At 68.4% G+C, this 26,325-nt stretch carries 27 protein-coding genes; 13 read left to right on the forward strand and 14 right to left on the reverse strand.

Going from position 1 to position 26,325, the window contains the following annotated elements:
• Nucleotides 1-117 precede the first annotated feature (117 nt).
• Nucleotides 118-459: an RNA polymerase-binding protein RbpA gene (locus KDL01_RS20550; RefSeq protein ID WP_212530170.1), complete on the reverse strand. Its 342-nt coding sequence runs from the start codon at nt 457-459 to the stop codon at nt 118-120.
• A gap of 432 nt (nt 460-891) precedes the next feature.
• Here KDL01_RS20550 and KDL01_RS20555 point away from each other — a divergent pair, with 432 nt between their 5' ends.
• Nucleotides 892-1,716 carry a hypothetical protein gene (locus tag KDL01_RS20555; RefSeq protein WP_212530171.1) on the forward strand — a complete coding sequence of 275 codons (825 nt, stop codon included), beginning with the start codon at nt 892-894 and terminating at the stop codon, nt 1,714-1,716.
• A gap of 361 nt (nt 1,717-2,077) precedes the next feature.
• On the opposite strand, the gene KDL01_RS20560 is transcribed toward KDL01_RS20555, so the two are convergent.
• On the reverse strand, nt 2,078-2,254 hold the full coding sequence (locus KDL01_RS20560) for a hypothetical protein (protein WP_212530172.1): 177 nt from the start codon (nt 2,252-2,254) through the stop codon (nt 2,078-2,080).
• A gap of 22 nt (nt 2,255-2,276) precedes the next feature.
• On the opposite strand from KDL01_RS20560, the gene KDL01_RS45360 reads away from it, so the two are divergent.
• The 5 genes from KDL01_RS45360 (at nt 2,277) to KDL01_RS20585 (ending at nt 7,359) form a co-directional block, all read left to right on the forward strand.
• Nucleotides 2,277-4,061, forward strand: a complete 1,785-nt coding sequence (locus KDL01_RS45360) for a tetratricopeptide repeat protein (protein ID WP_212530173.1) — start codon at nt 2,277-2,279, stop codon at nt 4,059-4,061.
• Nucleotides 4,062-4,281: 220 nt separating this feature from the next.
• Nucleotides 4,282-4,776, forward strand: coding sequence for a hypothetical protein (locus KDL01_RS20570; RefSeq protein WP_212530174.1), 495 nt, complete (start codon nt 4,282-4,284; stop codon nt 4,774-4,776).
• Between the two features lie 263 nt (nt 4,777-5,039).
• Complete coding sequence (locus tag KDL01_RS20575; protein ID WP_212530175.1) at nt 5,040-6,185, forward strand: ROK family protein; 1,146 nt, start codon at nt 5,040-5,042, stop codon at nt 6,183-6,185.
• Nucleotides 6,186-6,198: 13 nt separating this feature from the next.
• The gene (locus KDL01_RS20580) at nt 6,199-6,954 is read left to right on the forward strand and encodes a GntR family transcriptional regulator (RefSeq protein WP_212530176.1); all 756 of its coding nucleotides are present in this window, start codon (nt 6,199-6,201) and stop codon (nt 6,952-6,954) included.
• Nucleotides 6,955-7,035: 81 nt separating this feature from the next.
• Nucleotides 7,036-7,359, forward strand: a complete 324-nt coding sequence (locus KDL01_RS20585; RefSeq protein ID WP_212530177.1) for a DUF1330 domain-containing protein — start codon at nt 7,036-7,038, stop codon at nt 7,357-7,359.
• A 254-nt stretch (nt 7,360-7,613) separates the two neighbouring features.
• On the opposite strand, the gene KDL01_RS20590 is transcribed toward KDL01_RS20585, so the two are convergent.
• Nucleotides 7,614-8,840 (reverse strand): RCC1 domain-containing protein, encoded by a 1,227-nt coding sequence (locus KDL01_RS20590; protein ID WP_212530178.1) that lies wholly within the window; start codon nt 8,838-8,840, stop codon nt 7,614-7,616.
• A gap of 251 nt (nt 8,841-9,091) precedes the next feature.
• Between KDL01_RS20590 and KDL01_RS20595 the strand changes: the two genes are divergently transcribed.
• From KDL01_RS20595 to KDL01_RS20615, 5 genes are all read left to right on the forward strand, one after another.
• Nucleotides 9,092-9,685 carry a SigE family RNA polymerase sigma factor gene (locus KDL01_RS20595; RefSeq protein WP_212530179.1) on the forward strand — a complete coding sequence of 198 codons (594 nt, stop codon included), beginning with the start codon at nt 9,092-9,094 and terminating at the stop codon, nt 9,683-9,685.
• Nucleotides 9,682-10,428 carry a hypothetical protein gene (locus KDL01_RS20600; RefSeq protein WP_212530180.1) on the forward strand — a complete coding sequence of 249 codons (747 nt, stop codon included), beginning with the start codon at nt 9,682-9,684 and terminating at the stop codon, nt 10,426-10,428. The genes KDL01_RS20595 and KDL01_RS20600 overlap by 4 nt, the downstream gene beginning before the upstream one ends.
• On the forward strand, nt 10,425-10,595 hold the full coding sequence (locus KDL01_RS20605) for a hypothetical protein (protein WP_212530181.1): 171 nt from the start codon (nt 10,425-10,427) through the stop codon (nt 10,593-10,595). Before KDL01_RS20600 ends, KDL01_RS20605 begins: the two co-directional genes overlap by 4 nt.
• A 139-nt stretch (nt 10,596-10,734) precedes the next feature.
• A complete protein-coding gene (locus KDL01_RS20610) occupies nt 10,735-11,715 on the forward strand; it encodes a hypothetical protein (protein ID WP_212530182.1) in 981 nt (326 codons plus the stop codon).
• Between the two features lie 4 nt (nt 11,716-11,719).
• Nucleotides 11,720-12,115, forward strand: coding sequence for a DUF3592 domain-containing protein (locus KDL01_RS20615; protein ID WP_212530183.1), 396 nt, complete (start codon nt 11,720-11,722; stop codon nt 12,113-12,115).
• On the opposite strand, the gene KDL01_RS20620 is transcribed toward KDL01_RS20615, so the two are convergent.
• The 5 genes from KDL01_RS20620 to KDL01_RS20640 form a co-directional block, all read right to left on the reverse strand.
• Complete coding sequence (locus tag KDL01_RS20620; RefSeq protein ID WP_212530184.1) at nt 12,109-12,582, reverse strand: MarR family winged helix-turn-helix transcriptional regulator; 474 nt, start codon at nt 12,580-12,582, stop codon at nt 12,109-12,111. The two genes, KDL01_RS20615 and KDL01_RS20620, sit on opposite strands and share 7 nt — an antisense overlap.
• Nucleotides 12,575-13,375, reverse strand: a complete 801-nt coding sequence (locus KDL01_RS20625) for an alpha/beta fold hydrolase (RefSeq protein ID WP_212530185.1) — start codon at nt 13,373-13,375, stop codon at nt 12,575-12,577. Before KDL01_RS20625 ends, KDL01_RS20620 begins: the two co-directional genes overlap by 8 nt.
• Before the next feature lie 31 nt (nt 13,376-13,406).
• The gene (locus tag KDL01_RS20630) at nt 13,407-14,198 is read right to left on the reverse strand and encodes a sugar phosphate isomerase/epimerase family protein (protein ID WP_212530186.1); all 792 of its coding nucleotides are present in this window, start codon (nt 14,196-14,198) and stop codon (nt 13,407-13,409) included.
• A complete protein-coding gene (locus KDL01_RS20635; protein WP_212530187.1) occupies nt 14,195-15,085 on the reverse strand; it encodes a phytanoyl-CoA dioxygenase family protein in 891 nt (296 codons plus the stop codon). The genes KDL01_RS20630 and KDL01_RS20635 overlap by 4 nt, the downstream gene beginning before the upstream one ends.
• A 177-nt stretch (nt 15,086-15,262) precedes the next feature.
• Nucleotides 15,263-17,683 carry an RICIN domain-containing protein gene (locus KDL01_RS20640; protein WP_246576726.1) on the reverse strand — a complete coding sequence of 807 codons (2,421 nt, stop codon included), beginning with the start codon at nt 17,681-17,683 and terminating at the stop codon, nt 15,263-15,265.
• A 243-nt stretch (nt 17,684-17,926) separates the two neighbouring features.
• Between KDL01_RS20640 and KDL01_RS20645 the strand changes: the two genes are divergently transcribed.
• Entirely contained in the window at nt 17,927-18,763 is an 837-nt protein-coding gene (locus KDL01_RS20645; protein WP_212530188.1) for a helix-turn-helix transcriptional regulator, read from the forward strand.
• 180 nt (nt 18,764-18,943) lie between these two features.
• Here KDL01_RS20645 and KDL01_RS20650 read toward each other — a convergent pair whose 3' ends face one another.
• The 4 genes from KDL01_RS20650 to KDL01_RS44680 all read right to left on the reverse strand — a co-directional run bounded on the left by KDL01_RS20650 (nt 18,944) and on the right by KDL01_RS44680 (nt 22,941).
• The gene (locus KDL01_RS20650) at nt 18,944-20,332 is read right to left on the reverse strand and encodes a ricin-type beta-trefoil lectin domain protein (RefSeq protein ID WP_212530189.1); all 1,389 of its coding nucleotides are present in this window, start codon (nt 20,330-20,332) and stop codon (nt 18,944-18,946) included.
• Between the two features lie 249 nt (nt 20,333-20,581).
• Complete coding sequence (locus KDL01_RS20655; protein WP_212530190.1) at nt 20,582-21,703, reverse strand: hypothetical protein; 1,122 nt, start codon at nt 21,701-21,703, stop codon at nt 20,582-20,584.
• 45 nt (nt 21,704-21,748) lie between these two features.
• Nucleotides 21,749-22,282, reverse strand: a complete 534-nt coding sequence (locus KDL01_RS20660; RefSeq protein WP_212530191.1) for a SigE family RNA polymerase sigma factor — start codon at nt 22,280-22,282, stop codon at nt 21,749-21,751.
• A 317-nt stretch (nt 22,283-22,599) separates the two neighbouring features.
• Complete coding sequence (locus tag KDL01_RS44680) at nt 22,600-22,941, reverse strand: DUF5713 family protein (RefSeq protein ID WP_212530192.1); 342 nt, start codon at nt 22,939-22,941, stop codon at nt 22,600-22,602.
• 308 nt (nt 22,942-23,249) lie between these two features.
• Here KDL01_RS44680 and KDL01_RS20670 point away from each other — a divergent pair, with 308 nt between their 5' ends.
• Nucleotides 23,250-23,912 (forward strand): DUF6928 family protein, encoded by a 663-nt coding sequence (locus KDL01_RS20670; protein ID WP_212530193.1) that lies wholly within the window; start codon nt 23,250-23,252, stop codon nt 23,910-23,912.
• A 126-nt stretch (nt 23,913-24,038) separates the two neighbouring features.
• Here KDL01_RS20670 and KDL01_RS20675 read toward each other — a convergent pair whose 3' ends face one another.
• Together KDL01_RS20675 and KDL01_RS20680 are read right to left on the reverse strand one after the other, a co-directional pair.
• Nucleotides 24,039-24,905: a DUF1963 domain-containing protein gene (locus KDL01_RS20675; protein WP_212530194.1), complete on the reverse strand. Its 867-nt coding sequence runs from the start codon at nt 24,903-24,905 to the stop codon at nt 24,039-24,041.
• Between the two features lie 133 nt (nt 24,906-25,038).
• Entirely contained in the window at nt 25,039-25,737 is a 699-nt protein-coding gene (locus KDL01_RS20680; RefSeq protein ID WP_212530195.1) for a GH12 family glycosyl hydrolase domain-containing protein, read from the reverse strand.
• Between the last annotated feature and the right edge of the window lie 588 nt (nt 25,738-26,325).

The following is a 26,325-nucleotide window of genomic DNA, read 5'->3' on the forward strand; positions in this document are numbered from 1 at the left end:
GCCCCCAAGCCCCCAAAAAACCATCGGCCGGGAACGGACACCCCGTTCCCGGCCGAATCGCGCTTCAACCGCGCCGCTCAGTCCTACTCAGTCCTGCTCAGTCCCGTGCAGCCCCGCTCAGGAGGCCGTGCCGCGCAGCTTGGCCAGGGCCTGGGCCAGCAGGATTTCGGCGTCCGCATCGCTGCGGCGCTCACGCACGTAGGCGAGGTGCGTCTTGTACGGCGCCACGCGCGTGGCAGCCGGCGGGTTCTCCTGGTCCTGCCCCGCGGGCATGCCGCACCGGTGGCACTCCCACTCCTCCGGAACGACCGCCTCGGCAGCGAACCTCGTGGGGGTCGAGTGCCCACTGGCACACCAGAACGTCACCAGGACTCGCGCGACGAGATCGCCGCCACGCTCGGATTCACCGGCGGGACCTGAGCCGATCCTGTGCCCTCGCACGCCGCTGCTTCGAGCCATGTGGCAAATCTCCTCTGATCGCGACCAACCCGGCAACGCGCCGGCACCAAGCAGCGCCGCCGTCATCACCGGGTCCGACCCGCGGAGCGCGGGCGTCACTTCCGACAGTACGTCCCGACAGGCGGCCGCAGATCACGAAACAACGTCACTCGGGGCTCGACTGACTCCGATCACCCGATTTGGCACGCATACGCACGCGCGAGCGCGTGACACTGTCACAATTCGGGCACGGCTCGGTGATTCGCCCACCGGACGGTTGCGGCAGGTCGCTACCGTCGCAGCGCACCGACCGCCCAGCCGAGGGGTATCGTGTCCCAGCCGTTCGACCAGTCACCGTCCGCACGCAGGCCCCCGAGGCCGAGGGCTTCGCGGCAACGCAAGGCCCTGTACTGGACCGGCGGGGTCCTGGCCGCCCTTATCGTCATCGGCACATTGAACTCGCCCTCCGGCGGCAAGACGAACACCGCAGCCAACAGCCAGACCATCACCGTGACCGAGACCGTCGGCCACAGCGCCGCATCGAAGCCGGCCACGACGCCCGCGAACGGCGGCGCCTACCCGAACGCATCGGCGATCCTCGCCAGACTCGCCGCCACCGGCCTTGCCTGCACCGCCCCGTCCCCGATGGCCGAGGACGCCGCGACTCTGTTCGAGCCCGGGGCTACCTCGCTCATCACCTGCAACTCTCCCGGCGGCACGAACGCGGACACGGAAGTAACCGTGTTCGACACCACGACACACCAGCAGACCTACGAAAAGCTGATCGAGTCCGCCGGCACCAGCATCGCGGGCGGCCAACTCGCCGGGAAGAACTGGGTCCTCGAATCCACCCCTGTTTACGCGACCAGCGCGAAAGCACAGCTCGGCGGCACCTTGACCGTCATCCCGGCAGCAGGCCAGTCCGCAGCTTCCGGCGCGGCGGCACTCCTCGCCTCCGCGGGTCCGCTCGGGGCTCACCTGGTCAACGGCAATGAAGTCGCGTGCGACGAGACCACCGCGTACTACGGCTCCGACGGGCACGGCGGCGTGACCGTGCAAGCGTTCTTTCAAGGCTCCGGACTTCTGAACGTCGTCGCGACCAGCAAGGACGACACATCTGACACGTCGCAGGAGTACACACAGGGCGTGAACACGACACAAGGGCACGCGTTCGATCTGAGCGGCATGGCGTTGAGCAACGTCAACGAGATCGACTTCGCGGTCACCTCCCCGGAAGGATCGGGCGGCTGCCAGGTCCAGCCGGCCACGGCCAAGTAGATGACAATGCCACCGGAAGCCGGCCGCCGTCATCGCCGACCTCGACCCCCGATATGAGATCCCGGGCATTCCGGAACGCCCGCACCGTCATGGGCGAGGCGATCCACCGCGGCACGCAAGCCCGCATCCACGCCTCGACCCCGGAGCACCTGCAGCCGGCCACCCACCCCCGGGCCTGCGGCTCCACTGTCGCCCAAGCTCATCGCCGACGCCGCGTACCTGATAACGCTGCGGCGTTCGGCATCCGCGGCGCTGTTCGCGCAGGCGTTCCGGCTGGCACCACAGGAGTTGGTGGGGCTTCTCACGCGGCTGACCGGCGAATCACCGCACACGGAAAATCACGCGAATCAGCTGCCTTAATCTAGGCGACAATCACCGACGCCAGACCGAGAGCTATCGCATCAACCAAAAGAGTGTCTGAAGCCTGTTTCTCTGGCACGATGGCGTGCATGCGGTGGGGTGGTCGACTTCGGCAATCGCTCGGCTGGGCGATCGCGATCTTCCTGTTGGTCGCAGCGGCGAGCTTGCTGGCGTCCATACATGTCAGGGGTCCTGCGGTCGTGGCCACGGCGGCGACCGCGGGGCTCGCGGCCGTCGGCGGGGTCTTCAAGCTCGGGGCCGACCTGCTCAAGGATGCCTACGGCGATCGCGCGAAGCAGAGGTTGGAGCGCAGCAAGGAGGTTCGCGAACTTGCGGACAACCGGGTCGGCCCCGACGGAGAGTTGCTCCTGGTCCGCGACGCCGCACGCCGCGAGCTCCTGGGAATCCACGAAGCCACCAGGCTGCCGGTGGAGTTCTCAGACCCCAGCCTCGATCCCGAGCTGCCAACCTACGTGACACGCGACATCGACGCCGATCTGCACACCGCGCTCAAGGCGGCTACGCGTACGGGCGGATTGTTTCTTCTTGTCGGGGCTGCCGCCACGGGCAAGACCCGATGCGCGTTCGAGGCCATACGGACGGTCGTTCCGGAATGGAAACTGCTCCTGCCGAGTGACGCAGGCGAGGTTCGCGCGCACTTCAAGGCCGACGTCGACCTGGGCAGGACGGTGGTCTGGCTCAACGATGTGCAATTGTTCCTCGGCGTGGACGGGTTGCGTTCGGCGGAGATACGCAGAGTCCTGGCCGACGTGTCGAGACCGGTCCTGTTCGTCGGAACGATGTGGAATTCCACATATGAGGAGCTCACCGCTTCCGACGGTATGCGCCGCGACGCGAAGACGGTCCTGGGTATGGCCAGAAGATTTCCGGTCGTGGCCTTCAGCGAGTCGGAATGGTCGCGGGCGGAACAGCTGCAGGCGGTCGATCCGCGGCTCGCGGAAGCGATCCGATTCCGCATCGAGGGCACGCTTCCGCAGACGCTCGCGAGCAGGCTGGCGCTCATCCATCGCTGGGCGATGGTGGACGATGCGTACGCGGCGTCGGTCATGGTCGCCGCGATGAACGCGCGGCTCTGCGGCGTCTCGGAAGTGCTGCCGGCCGGGCTTCACGAGCGTTTGGCCGCATCCTGCCTGAGCGGGGAAGCGCGGGCTACGGCCGAACCGGACTGGTTCGCGAAGGCCGTCGAATGGGCGTGCAGACCTGTTCAGGAGGCCACGTCGGTCGGGATTCTCTCCGCGGTCGGCGTCGCCATCGGCGAGACGGTCGGCTGGCGTATCTCCGACATGCTGGTCGACTACGCGGTCACCTCGGGATGGCAGGTTTCCGACGAGTTCTGGCGCCTGATCATGGCCGAGGTCGACATTCCCGCGTGCGTGCGCGCCGGTTTCGCGGCCTACAACCTCGGCCGGACCGACCTGGCCGAAGAAGCATGGCGTCGGTCGGCCGACGCAGGCGACGATCAAGGGATGTTCAATCTCGCAGTCGCGCTCACCAAGAAGGGCGACCCGTCGGAGGGTGAAGTCTGGTACCGGCGCTCGGCGGAGTCCGGCAACGGTACTGCCATGTACAACCTCGCCTTCGTCTGCCTCAAACGAGGCGATGCGGCCGAGGCCGAGCGCTGGTTCAGGCGCTCGGTCGAGGTGGGGACCGGCGCGGGCATGAACGGCCTCGGCTGGCTCCTTTTCACACGCGGGGACTCGAAAGAGGCCGAGGGCTGGTTCCGGGGTGCCGCCGACGCCGGATACATCAACGGCTTGGCCAATCTCGGCGTGGTGTTCGAGTGTCGCGGCGAGGAGGCCGAGGCCGAACTCTGGCATCGGCGCGCGGCCGAGGCGGGCGACCGTGAGGGAATGTTCAACCTGGCGTGCATGCTGGACCGGCACGGCGAAACGAATTGTGCCGCGACCTGGTTCCAACGCGCGGCTGAAGCCGGCATCGACCCTTGGTCCGAGGGGCCGTCGTAGTCTTCGGGCTCCGGTGCTCTACGCAGCGGGCGCGGGCACAGCGGCCCGTCCGCGGAATGTGTATCAGAGGCCGTTGACGCTCGAGCGGCGGGCCCGTAGCATCCGGCTCGGACGAGGTGACGGAACCGTTGCACGGATATCACACAGCGTCATCGCCGTCGCCTCGCGCACGCGCACGCGCACCCTCCAACCTGTCCCTGATACCCACAGGAGTCACGCCTTGACTCGACGGTTGCGCACCATCACGCCCCTCCTGGCCGGCCTCGCGACGGTCGTCCTGACCGGCTCGACCGCGCTCGCCGCGGTCTCGCCCGCGCAGGACCCGGTGGCGGTCGGGCCCGGACAGTACTTCACCGCCACGATCAACGGGACGAGCGCCGACCCGGTGATCAAGGTCGTGTGCCTCGGTCCGATCGTGGCCGGGGAGACCGGGCACCCGCTCGCCGACCAGTACCTCGAGGTCCAGCTCGCCCCCACGTCGAGCACCGTGGTCGGCTACACCGGTTCGGCCGCGGACAGTATCGATGTGCTGTTCGCCTCCGCCTCCAGCACGAGCGTCCTCACGCTCACCGCGTACTACGTGCCGGTGGAGATCCCGACGACGCTCGAGCTGCCGTGCGGCGGGACCGGCACGGTCACCTTCGCGCCCGCACCCACGAGCCCTACGGCGAGGAACCTCACGCTCGCCGTGTCCTACGGGAACGTCGCCGCGTAGGACGGTCACATCGAGCAGCACGTCCGGACACCGCCGGGTCCGCGGACGCGGTTTCACGCGTCTGCCGGCCCGGCCCCGTCGTTCACGCGGCTACCGCGGGGCAATAGCGCACCGTCAGGGTGCTGCAGCAGCGTGTCAGGGCACTGAATTTGCGGCCCGCCGCGGGCCGGATTGGTCGAGACCATTGACTTTCCTTGGAGGGTAACGCTACCTTCCAAAGAAAGTCGGGCCCGGGTCATGCCGCCGAACCCCGGAAGCGGGCCATGAAGTCTCTGCGCACCACCGGAAAGGCGACGCCGTCCGAGGTACGGGCGGTCAACCGCCGGCTGCTGCTTCAGCACATCGGCCAGGGCCGCGGCCGGATCTCGCGGGCCGACCTCGTCCGGCTGGCCGCGCTCAACACGGCCACCGTCTCCGGCCTGGTGTCCGAACTGCTCGAGCAGGGCCTGATCCGCGAGGTGGGCTTCGGCCCGTCGGTCGGCGGCAAGCCGCCGATCCTGCTGGATCTGGACCGGGAGCTTTTCGCCGTCCTCGGCGTGCAGCTGATCCGCGACGGCTTCCGCATCGCCGCGGTCTCGCTGCGCGGCGAGATCATCGAGCAGCACGACGAGCTCTGCGATCCCGACCGGATGATCGACGGCATCGTGATCGCGGTGCAGAAGATCGCCGGGAGCCTGGAGCGCACCGTACTGGCCGTCGGCGTGGCCGTGCCGGGCATCGTGGACCACCGCGGCCTGGTCGCCCGGTCGGTGCTGCTCCAGCGCACCGAATTCGACCTCGGCGGCATTCTGCACGAGCGGCTCGGCTACCCGGTGCACCTGATCAACGACAGCGACGCCTGCGCTCTGGCCGAGGTGGCGCTGAGCGAGGATCCGGCCCCGACCCTGCTGGCGCTGTACCTCGGCGACGGGGTGGGCGCGGGCCTCGTCCTGTCCGGCGCGCTGTTCCAGGGCGAGACCTTCGGTGCCGGCGAGATCGGGCATCTCAACCTCCGCACTCACGCGATCACCTGCGAGTGCGGACGCAAGGGCTGTATCGAGGCGGTCGCCCGCATCAGCGTGCTGACCGGCCAGCCGCAGGCCCTGCAGCTGACCCCGCGCGGCGAGCGGGTGGTGGGCAGTCTCGACGACGAGGCCGCCGAACGGGCCGGGCGCAACATCGCCGCGCTGCTCGAGCTCGTCTACGAACTCATCGACGTGCGCCGGACGGTGATCTGCGGCCCGGTCTGCGCCCTCGGGCCCGGGCTGCTCGAGCACATCCGCGCCGCGCTGGACGACAACGACCCCTACCTGGGTGGTCGCTTCACGGTCGAGTACTCCCGGCTCGGCTGGGACGGGACGCTGATCGGCGCGGCGGCCAGCGCCGTGCACGTGGAGCTCGGCCTGCTCTGGTCCTTGGCCGAATCGTGAACAGGGGTGGACGATGACAATGGAAGCCGTACTGGAGGTACGCGAGCCTCGCTACGTCCGGGTGAAGAGCCAGATCGCGGACCGGATCGCGCAGCTGCGCCCGGGCGGGCTGATCCCGCCCGAGCGGGACCTCGCCGTCGTGCTGGGCACCTCGCGCACCACGATCCGCAAGGCGGTGACCGAACTCGTCGCCGAGGGCCGGTTGGTGCGCCGCCAGGGTTCGGGCACGTATGTCGCCGAACCCAAGATGGCCTGGCCGCTGACCGTGTCCGGCTTCGCCGGGCAGCCCGAGGCCGAGGGCCTGCGGGCGCACACCGTCCTGCTCAGTGCCGAGCACCTGCCCGCAGAGGGCGAACTCGCCGAGCACCTGGGCCTGTCCCCCGGCGAACCGGCGCTGGCGCTGCGGCTGCTGCGCTCGGTCAAGGACGTGCCGATGGCCTTGGAGTGCGTCTACCTGTCCGCTCGGCGCTACCCCGGCCTGGAAGCCGAGCTGGCCGAGAGCGATTCGATGTACCAGATCCTGCGCGAACGGATCGGCGACCGGGTCGCCCACGCCATGGAGACGATCGAGACGGTGCCGGCCTCCCCGCACGAGGCGGCCCTGCTCGGCACGGAGATCGGCACGCCGATGCTGTTCGTCACCCGGCACGGCCACACCGCGGACGGCGAACCGGTGGAGTGGGTCCGCACCTGGTACCGCGGCGACCGCTACTCCTTCGTCGCGCGCATCTCCCGACCGCCGGCCGCACCCGGAATTACCTATAGCTGACTGATTCCCGCCCTGCCGCAGCTCCGTAGGGTCGTGGTTGCCGGGAAGATCCGGCAAGCCGCAATCCGAAGGGGAATCGCCATGAAGGCCTACGCCGTCGCGTTCGTGCGCAAGTGCGAGCTCAACACCGAGATCGTCGAGTACCTCCAGCGCATCGACGCCACGATGGACCCGTTCGAGGGCCGCTTCGTGGCACACGGCGGCGGCGCGGAGAACGTCGAGGGCGAGGCGGCGATGGACGTGATCGTCATCGAGTTCCCCAGCCGCGAGCAGCTGCGCGGGTGGTGGAACTCGCCGGAGTACCAGCAGATCAAGCCGCTGCGTACGAACAACATGGACGCCGACATCCTGTTCGTCGACGGCGTGCCCGCGGGCTACCGCGGCGCCGACTCGCTCAAGCACTGACGCAAGCCGTGGCGCGGGCGGAGCCGTTCCGCGGGCACGGTGCAGGGTCCTGATACGTGGCGCGCTCGCCGCCGCTCTCGTCCACGTCGAAACCGTGGAGGCCAACTTTTCAGCGCCGCTGAAACGACCGCGCGCGCAGCGGACGGAGATCGCCCACTGCGCGCACCTGTCAATCCGCGGATCCACCTGCGGATCTACCTACGGATCTGCCTGCTGATCCACCTGCTGATCTACCTACTGATCTACCTTCTGACCTACCAGCGACCCCACCTGTCGCTCAGGTTCGCCACGACGTCGAAGTTGGTCGAGGAGATCCCGCGTACCCCTCGGGCGACGCGCACCGGGGTGATCGCGGCCCTGCGGGTACCGTTGCCGACCTGCCCGAACACGTTGCCGCCCCAGGCGTACACGTCTCCGGTGGTCGACACGGCGTAGGAGGTGGAACCGCCCGTGGCGACGATGCGGTACTGCACGCCCCGCGGCTGGGAGATCCGCACGGGCAGCGGCTGGGACGTCGTCGAACCGGTGCCCAGCTGGTAGTCGGTGCCGTTGCCCCACGCGTAGAGCTCGCCGTTCGTCAGCAGCGCGAGGGTCTGTCCGTTGTTCGGCAGCGATCCGCCCTGGGAGACGACCTTGACCGGGCGCGGCAGGCGGACGCGCAGCGGCACGGTGGCGTAGCCGCCGATGATGCCCTGCCCCAGCTGTCCCTGGGCGTTGTAGCCCCAGTTGTAGTACTTGCCGTCGGTCAGCAGTGCGCCGGAGTTGGTCCAGGCCGCCACCAGCCGCGCGACCCTGGCGTGCGCGGGCAGCTTGACCCGCACCGGCGTGGAGCTCGACGTCCTGGTTCCGTCGCCGAGCTCGCCGAAGAGGTTGGCGCCGCACCCGTAGACCCGGCCGTGGGATTCGTACAGGGCGTGTCCGAACGCTCCGGCCGCTTCGGTCACGTCCGAGAACCGCAGCCGAACCGGGGTGAGGTGTGCCTGCGTGTTGCCCAGGCAGAACGCGTCACCATACGGGTTCGTACCCCACCCCCAGATGTGCCCCGTGGTGTCGATGGCGAAGCCCTCGTCATAGGGCATGACGTCGTCGGGGACCGAGGCGATCCGCACCCCGGCCGGGAACCGCACGCGCACCGCCGTCTGCAGCGAGTTCGAGGTCGAACCGTTGCCCAGCTGGCCGCTCGTACCGATACCCCAGGCATACAGGCTGCCGTCGGTCAGCAGCGCGTACACGGTCGAGTTGGAACTGCCGACCTCGGCGACCCGGCCGGGCACCCGGACCGGGAACGGGCTCAGCTTCGTGCCCGCGAGTCCGTGCGCGTCGGCGAACGTGCCCCAGGACAGGGCGATCGAGGAGGATGGCCGACGGTGATCCGGCTGGGCCGCGGCCGCGGGCGCCGCTGCGGCACCCAGCAAGGCCAACGTTCCAAGACCGGCCGACACCAGCCGCGGGGAGCATCGCAACCGCTTGAACAAGTCCATGGTGCGAGATTAAGCGCGGGTCATCCGCGGACCGGCGCACGACACCCGCGCACTCGGGTGACTGTGGGTCGGAGCATGCTGCTGTCGGGCCGAGCGGGCCGGCCGTCGCTCGTGCGCGAAGTTTCTCGGCCGGCGTGTAGTCCCCCGGGTCCGCACTCGCGTCTTGGAATACGAAGGAAGGCACACGACGCGCAATCCACAGACGCCGAGCACGGCAGTGGCGGGCGGGTCCGGAACGGAAAGTGAGGCCCGTGGGCGACCACGACGCGTTTTTCGCGGAACTTGTCGAGACTCGGTACAACGCGCTGGTCCGCAGCGCCTACCTGCTGACCGGCAATGTGGAGAGCGCTCGCGACCTGGTGCAGACGGCGTTGACGAAGGCGTACGCCAAACGCGTCGGTATGCGAGATCCCGGCGCGATGGAGCACTACGTGCGGCGCAGCATCGTCAACCTCCACATCAGCTCCTGGCGCAGGCACCGTGGGCGTGAGACCTCGGTCGCCCGCCTACCGGAGCCCGCCTCGGGGCCGGCCGCGGGAGGGTCGGAGCCGGCCGTCCCCTTGGTAGCCGATCAGGTGGCCGCCTCGGTGGACCTCTGGCGCGCGCTGCACTCTCTGACACCACGTCAGCGCACGGCGGTCGTCCTGCGCTACTTCGAGGACCTGCCCATCGTCGAGGTCGCGCGGTTGATGGACTGCGGGGAGCAGAGCGTGAAGACACACACCGCTCGCGGCCTGGCGAATCTGCGTGCGCTGCTGGGCACGCAGGACGCCGGTCACATCGGCGCTGCCGGACCGACCACGACGCACGCGACGCTCACGATGAAGGAGGCCGAGATCGCATGAACGAGCAGAACGAGGGAGCCCGCTTCGCCACCGAGATCGAGCAGGTCGTGCGTGCGACGCTGGATCGGCAGGCGGCATCCGTCCCGTTGCAGGATCCGCCGGTGTCGCTGCTGCTCGAGCGCGGCCGCAAGCGCCGCCGCAGGCGCGACGCGCTCAGCGTGACCGGTGCGCTGGCGATGGTGTTCGCGGGTGTGGTCGGCGTGCACGCGGCGATCGCGTCGCCGGGCGGACCGGCTGCGGCGAAGCAGGTGATCGTCGCGGCGAGCGGGCGGCCGTCCGTCGGCGCGAGCGCAAGCGCGGTCGGCGGCTATCAGGCGCAGGTGCCGACGAACTGGAAGCCCGGCGCGAAGCTGCCGCTGGGCACGTACTCCTCGGTGCCGAGCTGGGCGCAGGTGAGGGACGCGGCCACCGAGCTCGGCGGTGACAAGGACAAGGACCATCACGTCCAACCCGAAGTGGGCACCGGGGCGTCCGTGTGTCTGACCCTCGGGTCCACCCCGCTCGTATGGCCCAAGGGCTTCTACGCCGAGGGAACCCCGCTCGTGGTGTTCGACCCCAAGGGCCGGCCCGTGTACGTCGTGGACCAGGGCTTCACCGGCGTGGACGGACCGGCGAAGCTCGGCTTCGGGGACGGCCTGCGTCTGCTCCCCGGGCTCGACCTGAGCCACTGCGGGGCCGAGGCGACGTCCGAACTGGAGCCGTACGCGATCGCGATGATCTTCGCGGACACGCCGCGGCAGTGAACACCGTGGCCGAGGGGAGCGGCTCGTCGCGGTGCCCGGACCGCGCTCGACGCACAGTGGCCGGAATCGTCCTGGGGGTCCTGGGTATCGCGCTCGTCGGGTTGGGCGCGTTCGGGCTCTTCTTCGTCGCGGCGGTCCTGTACGCCGCGGCGAAGGCGGGTGGCTGAGCAGCCCGCGGGAATACGTTCCTTGAACAGGCGCCGGTGTCCTGACTGAGTATGAGTTACTCACGACAGGCCCGCGGCGCGCCCTGCAGCATCGGCGTGGGAGATCCCGCATCTCGCGGGTTCTGGGAGGGGAATCAGCATGTTCGGCAAGAGGTCGGCGCTCGTCACAGCGGCCTTCGTGGCCGCGGTGACGTCGCCTGTGCTCACCGCCGCGAGCGCGAGCGCCAAGGACATCCCGTGGCAGGACCAGACGGTCTTCGCGCTCGGTCCGACCGACAACTACGTGGCCGAGTGGATGGGCCTGTCCGAGGGCTGGACCGTCATCGGCGGCCCGGCGAGCGAGATCTACGCCGGGTCGGCGGGCGTGTTCGCCACGAACCCGACCACCGGCGACATCTTCGAGTACAACGGCACCCCGGGCAGCTGGACCGAGATCGGCGGGCCGGGTGCGCAGTTCGCCGAAGGCGGCGGGCACCTCTACGGTCTCGGGCCGGCCAGTAACTACGTGGCGGAGTGGAACGGCCCTGGGCTCGGCTGGAGCATCATCGGCGGGGCAGCCGAGGACATCTACGCCGGTCCCGACGGACTCGTCGACACGGAGCCGTCCGGAACCAGCGGCGACATCCGGCACTACAACGGCACGCCGAACAGCTGGACCGACATCGGCGGGCCGGAGGGCTACGCCTCGCTCAACGACGTCGCGGTCGGCGTCGGTGCCGTCTACCGGATCAACCCGGCCAACGCCGCGGGCGTGACCGTCGTCGACGAGTGGACCTCGGGCACCACGTGGACCCCGATCCTGACCGTCGGCAGCACCCACCTGCCGGGGAGCCTCATCGCCGGCGACGACGGCGTGTACCTCGACGACGTCACCACCACCTCGGACTTCTACCTCAAGTACAGCGGCACGCCGAACAGCTGGTCGCAGATCAGCGACATCGACTACGACGGCAACGGCCTGTACCCGATGGTGGAGAGCACCACGGGCCTGTACGGCGCCACCATGAACAACGCCGTCAGCACCACCGCCTCCACGGATGTGGAGCTCTACTCGGGCAGCGGCAGCACCTGGACCGTCATCGGCGGCCCGGCCAACCCGAACCTGGCCGCAGGGGCCTGATCACATGTTCGACGAACACCGGCTGCTCAAGCACGGCGCCGCGATCCAGGGCGTGGTCACCAGTCACAAGGAGATCGATCACGACCAGTTCGGGAGCGAACTCGACTACTCGATCCGGGTCCGGGTCAGGTTCCCGGACGGCGGCGAGACCGAGATCCACCATCGCTGGACGAAGCACGCGAAGGTCGGCAGCCTCCGCGTAGGCGACAAGGTCCCGGTGCGGTACGACCCGCAGGACCACTCCAAGGCGGTCCTCGACATGCCCGCGCTGGAAGCCGCGCATGAGCGGGAAAGGGCCGACGCGAAGGCCACGCTGAAGCGCTACGAGGACGAGCGGATCGCCCGGGCGCAGGCCGAGATCGCCGCGGAAGGTGATCACGGGCGCAAGCACCATCACTGAGACCTGCGACCGCCGGGCTCGAGGCGCTTGTTCAGAGCCTTGCCCGCGGGCAGGGTGTCGACGAATCTGTGCAGGAACTGGAGGACCGCGTCGGTCTCGAGTCCCTCCGCCGCGGCGTCGATGAAGCTGTAGAGGTCTTCTTCGATCGCGGCGACGGCGGTGGCCACCCGCTCGCCCTCGGGGGTGAGGCTGAGGTGGAGGTAGCGGCGGTCTTCGGCGTCGGTGCGACGCTCGACCAGCCCGGCCGCGACGACGCGTTCGACCAGTCGGCTGGGATTGGTGCCGCTCTCGCACACCAGCAGCTGGCCGAGCCCGCTCAGGCTCAAGGTGCCGTGCTGCTGGAGCAGGCGCAGCACCTCGGCCTGCGACGGAGTGATGCCGTGGGGCTTGAGGGCCTGGATCAGCAGCCTGTTTCCTTCGCGCTGGACCGCCAGGATCGCGAACCGCAGGTGTTCGGCCTTACGCATCGGCGCCCGCTCCGGTGACCGGAACGGCACTCGCGCCGGCGACCGGGAGAGCTGCGGAGCCTGGCAGCGCGGCGGCGAGGAAGTCCATGACCGCGGCGGCGTAAGTGGCCGGGTGCGAGAAACGGAACATGTGCCCGGTGCGCGGCAGCACGAGCTCCCGTGCGCCGGGGATGCCCGCGAGCATGATCTTGGAGGCGTTCTCGCCGATCAGCACGTCGTGCGAGGGGGTCAGGATCAGGGTCGGGACCTGGACCCGGCCGAGCACCTCGACGTAGTCGGCAGCGAGACCCGCACGCACGCGCGCGCCGAAGGAGTCGGCCGGGGTGTTGGCGAGGAACAGTTCGCGGCTGCGCGCCTCGCTCCAGGGCACCTGCCCCTCGCCGTCGAACGGGGAGGCGAGGCGGTGGGCATGTGTGCGCAGCGTCAGCTGCCGGTAGAGCGGGCCGCAGGCCTTGGCCGCCATCCGCATTAGCGCCTTCCACGGCTTCGAGTCGACCGGGTTGGCGGCGAATCCTCCGGACAGGACCAGGGCGCGCAGGCCCCGCGGGCGGCGGGTGGCCAGCGCGAGCGCGATGTTCGCGCCGAACGAGTCCCCGACCAGCAGGTAGTCCTGGAGGTCGGCGATCGCGTTCTCGACGAAGTCGGCGTAGCGCTCGATCTCGCTGACGCCTTCGGGCAGCCGCAGCGTGCGTTTCGGCACGTCACCGTAGGGGGCGAGCTGTTCTTCGCTCCACGGGGCGCCGGAGAAGCAGGGGATGAAGACGAGCGTCGGTTCCTTCGGTGAAGTACTCATGCAGACCATGTTACACGACATATGTGTCGTGTCATATATTGCCTTCGACGATCGCGCCCAGCAGTCGGCGGCTGTCTTCCCAGATGTCGCCGACCGGCCGGCCGCGCAGGTCGGTGGTGTCGTAGCCGATCGAGGCAGGGAGCAGCTCCGTGGTCATCAGGAAGCGCGGCCCGGGCCAGGCTGCGCGGGCGGTGCGCCAGAGTTCGAAGAACTCCCCGCGCTGCGCAGCGCCAACGAGCGGCAGCGGATCCTGGACGCGCTGGCCGTCGTTGACGCGCGCGTGGATCTCGCCGCAGCGCCGCGCGAGTGTGTGCAGCGCCGCGCGCCATTCGTCGGGCCACGGGGCGCGCAGTTCGGACATCACCGTGTAGTGGCTGAAGTCTCCGCAGAGTATGAGTGCGGGGTGTCTTTCCGTGAGCGCGATGGTGCGTCGGATGTCCTGGGTCAGGCGGTGGCGGTGGGTCTCGAGGAAGAACGGCAGGCCGTACCGGGTGCTGAGGTCGAGCAGTTCCGTGACGCGCGCATCCTGCCAGTCCTCGTCCCGCCAGTAGCCGTCGACCTGCGCGTTGAGGCTCGTCATTCCGGCCGCGGCGGCACGCTCGAACATCGGCTCGGCCGGCTGGTCCTCCGTCAGGTGACAGCAGCCTGATACCTCGAGGCCTGACTCGGCCAGCGCGTGAGCGAAGCCGACCCGCGACGACGCGTCCGGGGGCACGGTCTGTACACCGTCGAAGCCCGCCTCGGCGATGAGGCGTAGCCGCGCCGACAACGGCCCTGAGCCCGGGACCGTCAGCAGGCTGCAATGGACGCTGAGCCTGCTCACAGGCCGTCCTGGTCGTGCCAGTGGTTCTGCCAACGCTGGTCGATCAGGTCGGAAGCGGCCTGGTAGCGGATGTCGGTGGACAGGCGGATCACGCCGTTCGGATCGTGGTTGTCCAGGGAGGCGTGGATGATGTGGGCGCCGTGGACCATCAGGTCCCCGGCGGCGAAATCGGTGACCAGCCAGCGGGCGTCGTACTGCTCGGCGAGCGCCGGGAGGTCGGCGGTCATCGAGGCGGCCGGACGCTTGAGGGTGCCTGCGGCCTCCTCGCGCCGGACCACGTGATGGCTGCCCTCCAGGTAGATCAGCGGCCCGCGCTCGATCGGGCAGTCGCCCAGCGGGATCCAGGACGACACGACCCGGTCGGTGCCCTCACGCAGATAGACCAGGTCGTAGTGGGCCTGGGTCGCGACCCCGATCCCTGACTCACCCGGACCGATGTGCCGCAGGATCTTGCGACGGTGCAGATGGAGCTCGGCGGTGCCGAGGAAACGCTCGTAGAAGGACACGAGCTTCGGATGACGGCACAGTGCTTCGTACTCGGCACCGGGAACGATCTGCCGGTACAGGATATTGCGAAGCCGCTCCCGATCGAGAACGTCGTCTCGCGCGGCGATGCCGTCGCCCGGATCGGTTCCGGGGCGAGTGAGGCCGGTGGGCTCGAGCTGTTCGAAGTAGTACCGGCGGAACCCCTCCACCGTGGCCGGGTCGAAGAAGCCGGGCAGGAAGAGGTGGCCGTCGCGGGCGAACCTGCGTCGCAGTGCCGGGATGTCATCCCGCCCGGCCTCCGGGACCGGCTCCAACCGCCCCAGCCGGCGCGGACCCGGATCCAGGCGGTATCCGTTCGAGGTGAGGACTCGTGTCGATGCAGATGATGGCGGAACTGTCATACCGACTATCCTGCAAGCTCAGGTGATCTTCTCACCATGCACGGGCTCTGGAGATACTTGGACTCTCGTCGACGGCTTTCGATGGCTTTCCGCGACAGTTGACGACCCAGCTATCGCGCCCCCGGACCAGCACAAAGGCACAGGTCCGGGGGCGCGGCGTTCTCACCATCTGCCGTACTACTCGATACTCCACTGCTGCAGAACGGAACCGGTGTCAGCCTCCTGCGTCACCGCGGCCCCATTGGCCTTGGAGGCGGTGGTGAGCAGCAGGCCGCTGCGCACCGAGGTCACCGAGTACGTGCCGTTCGGCTGCAGGACGACGTCCCACTCCTGGTTCGTGCTGTCCGAGCACGGCCACTGGACAATGCTTTCGCCCGCCGCCGTCGAACCGTAGTTGACGGAGGCACATTGATCGGAGGCCGCGCTCGCGATCTCGTAAGAGCCGTCCGCCTGCTGGGTGAAGACCCAGTTGTTGTCGGCGGCGCCGCGCGGATGCGCCGTGGTCAGCGCGGTGCCGTCGGTGGTGCTGCCGTCCGGATCGTCCAGGCCCTTGGCGCCGATGTCGAGGGTGTGCGTGCCGGTGAAGTTCGGTGTCACCGGGTTGACGACCCAGCTGAACGACATCGTGCCGCTCGCAGTACCCGAGGACGCCGTGACGGTGACGGTGCTTCCCGTCGAAGCCTTCGTCGGCGTGCCGGAGACGAGGCCAGAAGCGCTGATCGAAAGGCCTGCCGGGAGACCGGTGGCCGTGTACGTCAACGCATGCCCGGCCGAGTCGGTCGCGGACAGCTGCAGCGAGACCGCGGTGCCGACCGTGGCCTTCTGGTTGCCGGGGTTCACGGCGAGCACCGACTCGCGGGCGGCGCCGATCGGGGTGAGCGTCAGCGTCTGCTCGGCGGCCGTACGTCCGTCGCCGACGCTGCTGCCGCTCGTGTCCGTCCAACTGCGAGCCGGCGTGGTCTCGGCCAGACGGCCGCCGACACCGGACAGCCCGATCACCAGGCCGCTGTAGCGGTTCACGATCCGATAAGTGCCGGCGACATCGGTGTCCGGCAGGACGAACCACTGCTGTCCGACGGTCGGGCCGCCGGCCGCGAGCGCGGTGACGGTCGGCGCCGTCCCCCAGGCGCGCTGGGTCGTGGTGCCGGAGTCGACGCCGAGGGCCTGACCGGTGGACGCGTTGACGATGCGGTAGGAGCCGTCGCCGTCGGGCGCGAAGGCCCAGGACTCCAGGAGCGAGCCGGTAGCCGAGGCGTCCGAGGTCGTCGCCGAACTGCCGGAGACCTGAGCGAGTACCCGGCCGTCGCCGTTGGCGAGCGTGTAGGTCTTGGCGGTGTAGATCAGCGCTGCCGGGTCGGAGCTGCCGATGGTCTCGTTGGCGTACTCGCCGTCGCTGCTGTTGCAGGCGATCGAGCAGTAGGACCGGAAGGACTCCCCGACGATCTCCGAGCTCGTCTTGTTCACGCTGTCGACGAACCAGCGGTACCAGGAATCAGAGGTGTAGCTGCCGGAGTCGCCGATCAGTGTCCACTTCTGCGTCGCGAGGTCCGAGGTGGCATAGAACCGCTGCGAAGTCACCGACCAGGTCTCAGGCTCTCCGATGTAGAGACCGAGGTAGGCGTCGTAGGTGATGTTCATGAAGCCTAGGTACGAGTCCGACGGCAACTCCCCCGCCGCGACCTGCTGGTCCGTGGTGCCGGTGTTGGCCGGGTTGTAATCCTGGGACGGGGACGTGTAGCCGCTGGGATCGGTGGAGTCGACCGGCACCATGTTGCTTTCCATGCCGCCGACGCCGGGCTGCGACCACGCGCCGTCGTACCACTTCTGCCAGCAGCCGGTCGCCATCTTCGCCGAGATGGGGCACCGGGCGACGTGGGCGAGGCCGATGACGCTGCCCGCGTCGCCACCCTTGGGAACGATGCGCGAGGCGTAGTACATGTAGAAGTACCCGGACGCCTGGTCGACGTAGAGCCGGGGATCGCCGTCGCCGTAGTCATAGGTCTGATTCGGGAACGCCGTGGTGTCGCCGCGGGTCGTGGAGTACGGCGAGGTGATCGCGTGGCCCTCGATGGTCCAGGTCATGCCCTGGTCGTGGGAGACGGCGTAGTCGATGGAGTCGTAGTGCAGGCCGTCGCCGAAGGGCTCGCCGGTGAACTCGTCGTGGACCAGGCCGTACCAGTCACCCGTGTCCGGGTCGACCCAGGTTCCGACCAGGTCGCAGTAGTTCGTCAGCGGATAACTCGAGTCCCCGGCCGTCGCGGTCAGCCCGGTCGGACTGTTCTCGCAGCGCCAGACCGTGTTGTCGTTGGCATCGCTCGAGTTGCTCGGATTCACCGCGTCGCTGATCGTGGTGTTCAGCGTGGCGGTGTCGAAGTCGGTGCCGCTGTAGAACTGCCACTCGTGCGGATCGGTGGTGCCGTACAGGGACGCGGACTCCTGATAGTAGAACGTCCCGTCCTTGTCGATGTACGGCGACGCCGGAGTGTCCATCGGGTTGGGGAAGGTGCCGATGGAGCCGACGGAGACGGTGAAGGTGGGGCTCGCCGCCGAGGCCGCCGAGGCCGTCGCCATGGTGCCGGGGGCTGCCGTCAGCACCATGACGGTCGCAGCGATCGCCGCGACCGAGGTCCTGCGTGGTCGTCGCACTGGTACTCCTTTGTGTTCGCGGGACAACCGACAGACATCCGCAAACGGGCGGCGGACCACGGTCAGGATTGCCGTCGATGCCGCCGATGCACCGTCTGCCGTGGGGTACATGGTGTTGTCCCGGGTCATCCATGAGCCATGTACGGGTTCCGGATACTCTTGGATTCTCGTCGACACTCGACAGGAGCCCTCGCCATGCCGTCCGCCTCGCACTACCTCACGCCGCCGACGGAGGTACGGGCGCTGGGTCTCGCGGTCACGGGCGTCGGCCGCATCTCCGGACAGCGCCAGGCGCGGGTCGGGCGCACCCTCGCCGGTTACGCCGGCGTCCTGCTGACCGAGGGAGCCGGAACCCTCGAGCTGCACGGCCGACCCGGACGGCACGAGCTGCGGGCCGGCTCGTTCTTCTGGCTCCCGCCGGGCATCGCGCACACCTACGGCCCCGGCCCGGAAGGCTGGTCGGAGTACTGGATCCTGTTCGAGGGCCCGGCCGCGGCGCGCTACGAAGAGCTCGGATACCTCGGCGGCGGCTGCGCCGCCATCGACCCGGCCGACCCGGACGCGACACGCAGCCGGTTGGCCGGCCTGTTGTCGCTGGCCGGCCGCCCGGAGTCACTCGCCGGCCACATCCAGGCCGCCGCCGAACTCCACGCCCTGATCTGCGCGGTCGGCACGGCGCGGATCGCCCACACCGCCCCGGAACCGGCCCGCCGCGACGTCGGCCGCCGAGCCCTGGCCCTGTTCGACCGGGACGCGCACCGCCCGATCGGCATCGGCGAGGTCGCCCACGAACTGGCCGTCTCGCGTGACACGCTCGCCACCGCGGTCAGGGAACTGACCGGCTCCACCCCGACGGAGTACCTGACCCGGCTGCGCCTGAACCGCTCCAAGACCCTGCTGGCGGACACCGACCTGCCCGTGTTCCGCGTGGCCAGAGACGTCGGCTTCCCCGACCCCGCCTACTTCACCCGGGTGTTCACCAAGTACACCGGCGTCTCCCCGACCACCTTCCGGCGCCAACAGCAGTCCTGAACTCTGCCTCGTCTGCGCACGGCGCGGCGCGGCGCGGGTCCGGGCGCGGGAGCCTTTACTCGGCTCTACACCCGGACCCGCGCCGCGCGGTGAAATAACGTCAGGTCAGCTCGGATCGGCTCAGGTCAGCTCAGCTCAGCGCGGATTAGCTCAGCTCAGATCCTCTCAACTCGGATCCTGTCAGATCACGATGTGGTCGATGTCCGGGGCGCCCTTGGTGCCCGACCCGGAGAACTCGATCGTGTTGGAACTGCCTGCGTTGAGCTTCACCGAGACCTGGTAGCTGCCGACGACGCTGTAGCTCGACGCGCTGGTCTCCGGGAAGCTGACGGTCTGGGCGACGCCGTCGACCGTGATCACCGCGGGCTTGGACTCGGCGACGGCGAGGTAGTAGACCGTCATCGTGTACGTGCCGGTGGTCGGCTCGGAGACACCGGTGAAGGTGAGGGTGCCGCTGCTGCCACCGCCGATGGAGCTGACCTTCTCACCGTCGAGGCAGGCCGAGCAGTTGGTGACGTCCGCGCTGCCGCCGAGCGCGGCCTTGTCCGCCTCGTAGGTCTTCCCGCCGGAAGCCGTGGAGGTCGGCGACGGCGATGCCGAAGCTGATGCGGACACCGATGCGGACACCGATGCCGACGGCGATGCGCTCGGGGTGACCGTGGTCCCGGTGAACGTCCACTCGGACGCCGTGCCCGAACAGCTGCCCGCCGTCAACGTGGAACCGGAGGCGCGCACGCACTTCGTGCTCGTCTGCATGTCCTCGATCGTTCCGTTGGGATTGACCGACCACTCCTCGGTCGGGCCGCCGCTGCACGTATCGAGTGCCAGGGTGCTGCCGGAGGGATTGTCAATACACAGATTGCCGATCTTGAGGAAGGCGCCGTCGTAGGTGAACTGTTGGGTCGAGGAACTGCCGCAGGTCGAGACGTCCGCCGCAGTGCCGGACGTCGAGCTCCCGCCGGGATCGGTCAGACAGGTGCCTGTCGACGCGTTCTTATACTGGCCGACCGTATCCGTCGCCTGTGCTCCGCCGTAGCAGGCGCCGGTGCTCGAGTTGAACAGCGGTGGTGAGCTGACCGTCTCGGTGCTGGGCGGACTGATGATCACGCTCTCCGACCCGTCCTGCGTCAACGCGTCCTCGCAGTTCAGCAATGCGGACTCGTTGCCGTTCTCACCGCCGGCCCACAGGTCGAAGTGCCACATGCCCGGGCCGCCGTCCGGTCCCTGGCCACTCCAGTCCTGATCGCACTCGGTGCAGTCGTCTTCCATGATGAAGTACTTCTCGAGCCGCGGCACGTAGACCTTCGTGCCGGCCGCGATCTCCGCGGTGTCGCTCGCGAAGGTGATCGGATCGCTGTAGCTACCGGTGCCGCCGGCGCACTGGTGCAGGTCCGGGTACGCGATGGCGCAGCCGGGCGGCGTGTTGTCGTACCAGCCGTAGAAGGTGAGGTAGACCTTCTGGGTCGAGCTGGCGTAGGCCGGGGTCGAACTGACCAGCAGTGCGGCCACGATGCCGAGGAGGGTGACGGCTACCGTCACCAGTGAGGCGAGGGTTGCGCGGCGTCTCATATCGTCTCCGTGGGTCCAGGAACAGGGAAGATGAGGGGTGATACGCGCTACGTATCAGGAGTCTCCTGCCCGCCGGATGCCCGCACAAGGACCTAGTAAGTAAATTTTCCTTATTGAGTGCGGGAGCCCTCATGCCTACTCGGCGTCGAGGTGCCGCAGCACCCTGATCGCCGAGGAGGCTTGCTCTTTTCGACTTCGGTCTCTTTTTGACCTCGGTCGTCTTCAGTCGTCTTCAGCCGTCTTCCGTCGTCACCGCACGAGCAGGTCGGAGCTCCAGGTGGACTGGTCGTTGCCGAGGAGCGTGACGTCGCCGAGGAGCTGCGCCGCCGTCGGCCGGCTGTCGGCGGATGCGGCGGCCGAGTACGTCGTCGTGGCGCAGTAGACGATGCCGCCGGTGGTCTTGCAGCCGCTCGACGTGTTCGTGCTCTGAGGCCCGACACCGGTCAGCCGGCCGACGTCAGTACCCTGCGCGACGACGTAGACCTGGCCGGAAGCACCGTTCTGACCCAGCGTGTAGCTGGTGAACAGGCTCCAGTCGCTGCTGTCGGTCGTGTGCGCGGGCTCGGTCAACACGACCTGGGAGACGCTGAAGGCCCCCGGCAGGCTCTTGATCTGCAGCGGCAGGGCGACGTCCGTGGCTCCGACGTGGACCGTGTCGGCGATGTGCTCGACCGTGGCCAGCAGCGGATCGCCACCCAGGTCGGACCCGTCGACCTCGGCCCACTGCCCCGACGCGGTCTGCCATTCCAGCGTCGCGTCGCCGCCGTTGGTCTTGTCTCCAGCGGTCCTGGTGATCCAGTAGCTCTGGGCGTGTGCGCTCCCGATCGCCGGACCGGCGATGCGGTAGAGCTTCGACCTGCTGCTCGCGGTCGCCTCCTTGGCGCTGAGGGTCAGGTAGACCGACGCCCGCCCGGCGGACGGCGCCGAGCCTCCGTCGGTGCCCGGGATGAATCCGCTGGCCCTGGCCGAGAACGCCACGTCGCCCGCGCTGGGCGGACCGGTGATGATGTAGTCCACGTTGTCCGGCAACCAGCCGAACGACGCCGGGACCGTGGCCGTGTACGTCAGGAACCCGGAGGCGGCCGGGGTCGGGGCCGAGGCCGCGGGCGAGACCGCGCTCGACGTGGCGTGATCAGCTCCGGTGGCGGCGTTGTCGGCGGTGCCGAGCGCGTGCGGCAGGAAGACGGCGGCCAGCGCGGCGCACAGGCCGACCGTGCCGACGCCGGTCACCGTGGTCAGGGCCCGCCGGTTGCGCCGGGACCGGTAGCCGTCCTGGCAGGCCCGGTCGAGATCGATCCGGCTGGGCGGAATCGGCCCGGCGGCCGCGTCCTGCTCCAACTTGGCGGAGAGCTCGGGAAGGTCCGGAGACATAGGAAACTCCTTTCAGAGAAGGGCGGTGAGAGGTGGCGGGATAGATCAGGGAGCCGCGATCGGAAACTCGGACCCCAGCACCCGGCGCAGCGTGGCCAGTGCGCGCGCAGTCTGGCTCTTGACCGTGCTCGGCATGCAGCCGAGCTCCTGCGCCGTCTGCTCCACGCTCAGATCGCAGTAGTAACGCAGCACGATCACCGCCCGCTGCCTCGGCGCGAGCGCAGTCAGCGCCGCACGCAAGTCGAGCGAAGTGTCCGCATCGAATTCGAACGCGAGCCCGCCCGCCTGGTGCTGCGACGCGTCCTCGTCGTGCTCCCCATGCAGACTGATCCGCTTCCACCACGGCGAGCGCTGCTCCGTGAGATACGCGTTGACCAGGATCGTGCGCAGGTAGCCGTCAAGGTTCTCCACGCTGTCGCGCACCTTGGGCCAGCGCATGTAAAGCCGCGTAATCGCAGTCTGCGCCAGATCGTCGGCGCGGTCCCAGTCCCGGCAGAGCAGGAAGGCGACCCGGCGTAACCAGAGCATCCGCCCGCTCATGTACGCCGTGAAATCGGCGTCCGGCTCATGTCGCGCCATCGTCTCTCCCTGCCCACCGGTGTGTGATTCACCGCTCCTGACTCAGCCGGCCCGAAGACGGGATGCATCGGTTCGCGAGAAATTTTTCGAGACCGAGGAGCCTAGCGGCACGGCCGGGGACGCTCGTCCCGAACTGGCGGCCGTCCGTGGCCACCGCGCGGCGTCGCCACCCTGGGCTCAGCGGCCTACCGGACTACCGGCCTACCGGCCTCCGCGTCACCGGCCAGGCGTTCGTCCTCCCACGCCCTTCATGCGAAGCCGCGGCCAATGCTCGCAGGCACGGCGGGGTGGGCACGGTGGGGTGCGCACGGTGGGCGCTACCAGTCTCTGTCGGCAATCAGTTCTTCCACGTCCGCGTCGGTGAAGCCGTACGCCGAGGCAATGAACCGGAAGTCCCTGGCGATGACTTCCCTGGCGACCGTCTCGATCTCGCTTTCCGCCGCCTCGAAGTCGTCCTGCAGGAGGTTGAACTCCTCCGTAGCCACGCCAGTGAGTGCGTACAGGGCCGCAAGGTCGACCGGTCGGTCCGCCTCGATCCGCTCACACAGCCTCAGCAGGATGGCCTTGCCCTTGTCGACGACCGGGTCCGGGAAGTACCCATCGCTGTACATGCCCTGCAGAAACTGGTGGGTCCTCACTTGAGCGTTCTCGACAGGCACGGTGCGGTGGCCTTCCCGGTTGCCGGACGGATTCGCTCGAGATTCTGCACTGCGCCCCCGACATTCTCGGCCACGCAGGACCCGCGGAATGCCCTCCGCACGCCCCCATCCACATGACGCCCCGAACATGTCGTCACGCAGTCACAGGGCGATGGGGGGGCGATACCGCAGCATTATGTCGATGCCGGCATCTCGATCGAGCGACCGCAGTCCAGGTTCAGGCCTGCAGGGCCACTGCCAGTTCGCTGTCAGTAGCCACGTATACGCTCCGGCGTACAGCGGGAGTGCGGAGATGAGGGAGGGACTGGGTGGGAGCCAAGACTGGAGTGCTGGCGTACGCATCGGAGAGCGTTGCCGATGCGTTGCGCGGTCGGCCCGTGGAGTCTGACCGCGGTGCGGCTGAGGCGCTCTTACGGCGGCTGTATCCGGCCGAGCTCGTGGATGCCGAGGGGGTGGCGCCGCTCACCAGCAATCTATGGGAGGCGGTCTACCCGCCCGAGGGCGCGATGTACGCGGCGTGCCTCCCAGGCGTGGAGATCGTCTGCGATCGACGGCTCATGGTCGAGTGTCCATCCATGCTGCCGCCAAGTTTCCTGGAGGCGGCGCGGGGGCGCCTGGTCGTTCTGCACGCCATGCACAGCGTGGTGGACTGGCTGGCTTTCGGGGTGTGGAAGGACGGAGTGCTGATTCGTTTTTTGAGCCTGTCACCGGATGGCGGGATTCAAGAGAACCTCGGTGAGCCGTTCGAGTTCGAGGCTCCGTTCTGGGCCGGCGAGCACCCCGTGGAATTCGACTCGGACTGGGACGAGGAGCCCTATCCCCTGCCTTTCCACCCGCTGGAGCTGGGCGAGGAGGCGCTGCGGGCCCTGTTCGGATTCGTCATCGAGGGATGGCCGGACCCGCAGGACATTGACGCTTCCGAGATCCCCATGCACGGCTTTCGCGTCCGCGGCGTGAACGGAGCACCGTGACTCGGTGTAGGCGGAACAAGTGGGCTGCCGTAGCACTTGGAAGCAGCACGCCTGCGGCGGATCAGGTCGTCGAGGAGCGCTGAGGGCCGTACCTGCACCACCAGAGAATGACGTTCGTCCCTCGCGTCAGTTCTGCATCGTGAACCATGTGCGGTCGAAGCGCCGCGTGGTCAGGTCGTCGTCGCGGATCATCCAGTACGCCACCGGGGAGTCGCCCCAGATCATCCCGAGGTCGTCGGCTTCGGGGATCTGCAGGAGCACCTGCCAGTGCGCGGCCTCGTCGAGCACGTTGATGTGCGGGCTGCGCCCGGCGTCGATCGCGGCGGAGGCGGCTCGGACTTCCGGTGGGCCTTGGCATGGGCGCGCATACCCGCCGCACTGCGCGTAGGTCTCCCGCAAGGCCTCGATGCCGGAGACGAACTCCTCCGCCCAGAACGGGTGCGCCGGATCGGCGAGGGTCCTCACTTCGGTAGGAAAGTAGCGCTCGATCAGATCCCATCGAGTGCTCGGCGGCGTGCTCACCGCCCGTGCAGATCGCAAATCCGTCTCGTACGGCTCAAGCCAGCGCGGGGCCAGCCGAGGCCTTCTCGTTCTGGCTTCGGGCACGTAAATCACCTGCCCGCTCGTCCACTCCGTCAGGCACCACTCGTAGTCGACGGTCTTGTCAGGGCCCTCGTAGCGTTCGTCGACACAGAAGGACGACAGGTGGCCGGATTCCGGGAGCAGACCGACTCCGCCGACGGCGGCGACGGCGGCGCAGTCGAGTTCGGCGATGAAGCTGAGCGGCCCATAGCCTTCGAAACTGGGCCACTCGACGTCGTCCGGCAGCATCGGGTCCCCGCCCAGGCGCAGCGCAGTAGGCTCGCCCTGAGCTCCGGCCAGCGGAAACTGCACCGCGGGGCGCAGCAGACTGATCCACTTCTCTGCGAACGCCTCGGGCAGACGCGCACGTGCGAACCGTGCGTACTCATCGGCTGAAGTCACGATGCGCACTCTAATGCGGTACGTCCGAGAGCAGACAAGGCATCCTCGGGCCACGCGGCCGGCGGGAAGCCCGGTGTACGGACTCGTGCCCGCCGGCCGCGTTCGGGCGCCGGGTTCGTCGGCGCCGGCGGTGTCGCGGTGGTCAGCTGAAGGAGACCGAGTAGCTGTTGACCGTGAAGTCCTGGCCGGGGTTCTCCGTGGTGATCTCCCAGCCGAACTGCACCTGGCCGAGGGTCTCGTTGGACATCCAGCCCTTGGTGTTCTGAATCCACTTGAGGATGTCGAGGATGTTGAAGGTGCCCGAGGTCACGGTGCTCGAGTCGACGAACGAGTAGACGTTGTTGGACCCGTTCGTGCCCTTGTAGACGGTGTAGGTCTGCCCGTCGAGGGTGACGGTGCCGACGCTGGAGCCGAGCGGGCCGACGTTGTGCACGTCGGTCCAGATCATGATCTCGTTGGCGCCGTCCTCGGTCCAGATGTCGTACGCGGTCTCATACGAGCCGGCGCTGGGGTCGGTGACCGAGTACGTCGAGGTGACGGACGACAGCGAGCTGATGCTCTTGTCCACGGTGCGCGAGACGTTGGGGTAGGCCTCGACGCCGCTGGTGTAGTCCTGCTGGGACCACACGCCCCAGTTGCTGGCCGAGTTGACCCACAGGCCCTGGTACGTGTAGTTCGAGCCCCACTCGTCGTTGTAGACGGTGTAGGTCCCGTCGGTCCAGCTGGCGTACTGGTCGGACGAGCTGTAGGTGGCGGCCTGGGCGGGGCCCGCGGCCAAGACGGCGATAGTTCCGGCGGTCAGCACGCCGGCGATGCCCTTGAACAGGTTGTTGCGCCTCATTGCGCAGCTCCTCTTCCTTCACAGCATGGGTGGGTGGGTAGGTGCAGGTGTTCGATCATGGAGCACTTCGAATATTCGCACTGGGCGCTGGAGTCATCGAAGCGCTTCACCAACATGATCAGGCACCATAGATGCAGATCCACGAGGCCGTCAAGAGTCTGCCACGCCCAGTCATCCTGCCCGGCAGCACGACAGAGACCACATATTCAGAACATTGCTATGCATGCGCTTAATCTGAATCAGATGCGGCATTGAGCTGATTCTGGACAATGTGTTCATATCGGGAAAAGCGGCACATGTCAGATGCTGGCGGACTGAGCGAATCGAAGCGCTTCGAAGACTGCGAAGCGCTGTCGGCTTGAGGAGCGCGGTCCAGGAGCGTCCGTTGGCCGGTGCGCAGCACAGGGCCGACGCCTTCGGCCGCCGCCCTCAACACCACCACCACTAGATGATTGAAACAGCCTTCTATGGCGGGACCGTGTGCGGGGTGGCTAGTTCGTAGACGGCGTGGGAGAAGGGTTGGGCCTCGACGTGTTCGCTGCGGATGATGACGCCGGTGCCGTGGAGGGGGGTGATGGGGCCTAGGCC

It is taken from the genome of Actinospica durhamensis (assembly GCF_018139695.1).
In the GTDB taxonomy this organism is placed as follows: domain Bacteria; phylum Actinomycetota; class Actinomycetes; order Streptomycetales; family Catenulisporaceae; genus Actinospica; species Actinospica durhamensis.

Bases quoted from the DNA above. Each gene is read 5' to 3' on its own strand.
- KDL01_RS20635 (WP_212530187.1), bottom strand. From the start codon at position 15,085: ATGACAGTTCCGCCATCATCTGCATCGACACGAGTCCTCACCTCGAAC.
- KDL01_RS20660 (WP_212530191.1), bottom strand. From the start codon at position 22,282: ATGGCGCGACATGAGCCGGACGCCGATTTCACGGCGTACATGAGCGGG.
- KDL01_RS20615 (WP_212530183.1), top strand. From the start codon at position 11,720: ATGTTCGACGAACACCGGCTGCTCAAGCACGGCGCCGCGATCCAGGGC.
- KDL01_RS20655 (WP_212530190.1), bottom strand. From the start codon at position 21,703: ATGTCTCCGGACCTTCCCGAGCTCTCCGCCAAGTTGGAGCAGGACGCG.
- KDL01_RS20620 (WP_212530184.1), bottom strand. From the start codon at position 12,582: ATGCGTAAGGCCGAACACCTGCGGTTCGCGATCCTGGCGGTCCAGCGC.
- KDL01_RS20550 (WP_212530170.1), bottom strand. From the start codon at position 459: ATGGCTCGAAGCAGCGGCGTGCGAGGGCACAGGATCGGCTCAGGTCCC.
- KDL01_RS20680 (WP_212530195.1), bottom strand. From the start codon at position 25,737: ATGAGGCGCAACAACCTGTTCAAGGGCATCGCCGGCGTGCTGACCGCC.
- KDL01_RS20640 (WP_246576726.1), bottom strand. From the start codon at position 17,683: ATGGTGCTGACGGCAGCCCCCGGCACCATGGCGACGGCCTCGGCGGCC.
- KDL01_RS20600 (WP_212530180.1), top strand. From the start codon at position 9,682: ATGAACGAGCAGAACGAGGGAGCCCGCTTCGCCACCGAGATCGAGCAG.
- KDL01_RS20560 (WP_212530172.1), bottom strand. From the start codon at position 2,254: ATGGACGCCAGCAAGCTCGCCGCTGCGACCAACAGGAAGATCGCGATC.
- KDL01_RS20625 (WP_212530185.1), bottom strand. From the start codon at position 13,375: ATGAGTACTTCACCGAAGGAACCGACGCTCGTCTTCATCCCCTGCTTC.
- KDL01_RS20590 (WP_212530178.1), bottom strand. From the start codon at position 8,840: ATGGACTTGTTCAAGCGGTTGCGATGCTCCCCGCGGCTGGTGTCGGCC.
- KDL01_RS20575 (WP_212530175.1), top strand. From the start codon at position 5,040: ATGAAGTCTCTGCGCACCACCGGAAAGGCGACGCCGTCCGAGGTACGG.
- KDL01_RS20645 (WP_212530188.1), top strand. From the start codon at position 17,927: ATGCCGTCCGCCTCGCACTACCTCACGCCGCCGACGGAGGTACGGGCG.
- KDL01_RS20580 (WP_212530176.1), top strand. From the start codon at position 6,199: ATGACAATGGAAGCCGTACTGGAGGTACGCGAGCCTCGCTACGTCCGG.
- KDL01_RS20610 (WP_212530182.1), top strand. From the start codon at position 10,735: ATGTTCGGCAAGAGGTCGGCGCTCGTCACAGCGGCCTTCGTGGCCGCG.
- KDL01_RS20585 (WP_212530177.1), top strand. From the start codon at position 7,036: ATGAAGGCCTACGCCGTCGCGTTCGTGCGCAAGTGCGAGCTCAACACC.
- KDL01_RS20650 (WP_212530189.1), bottom strand. From the start codon at position 20,332: ATGAGACGCCGCGCAACCCTCGCCTCACTGGTGACGGTAGCCGTCACC.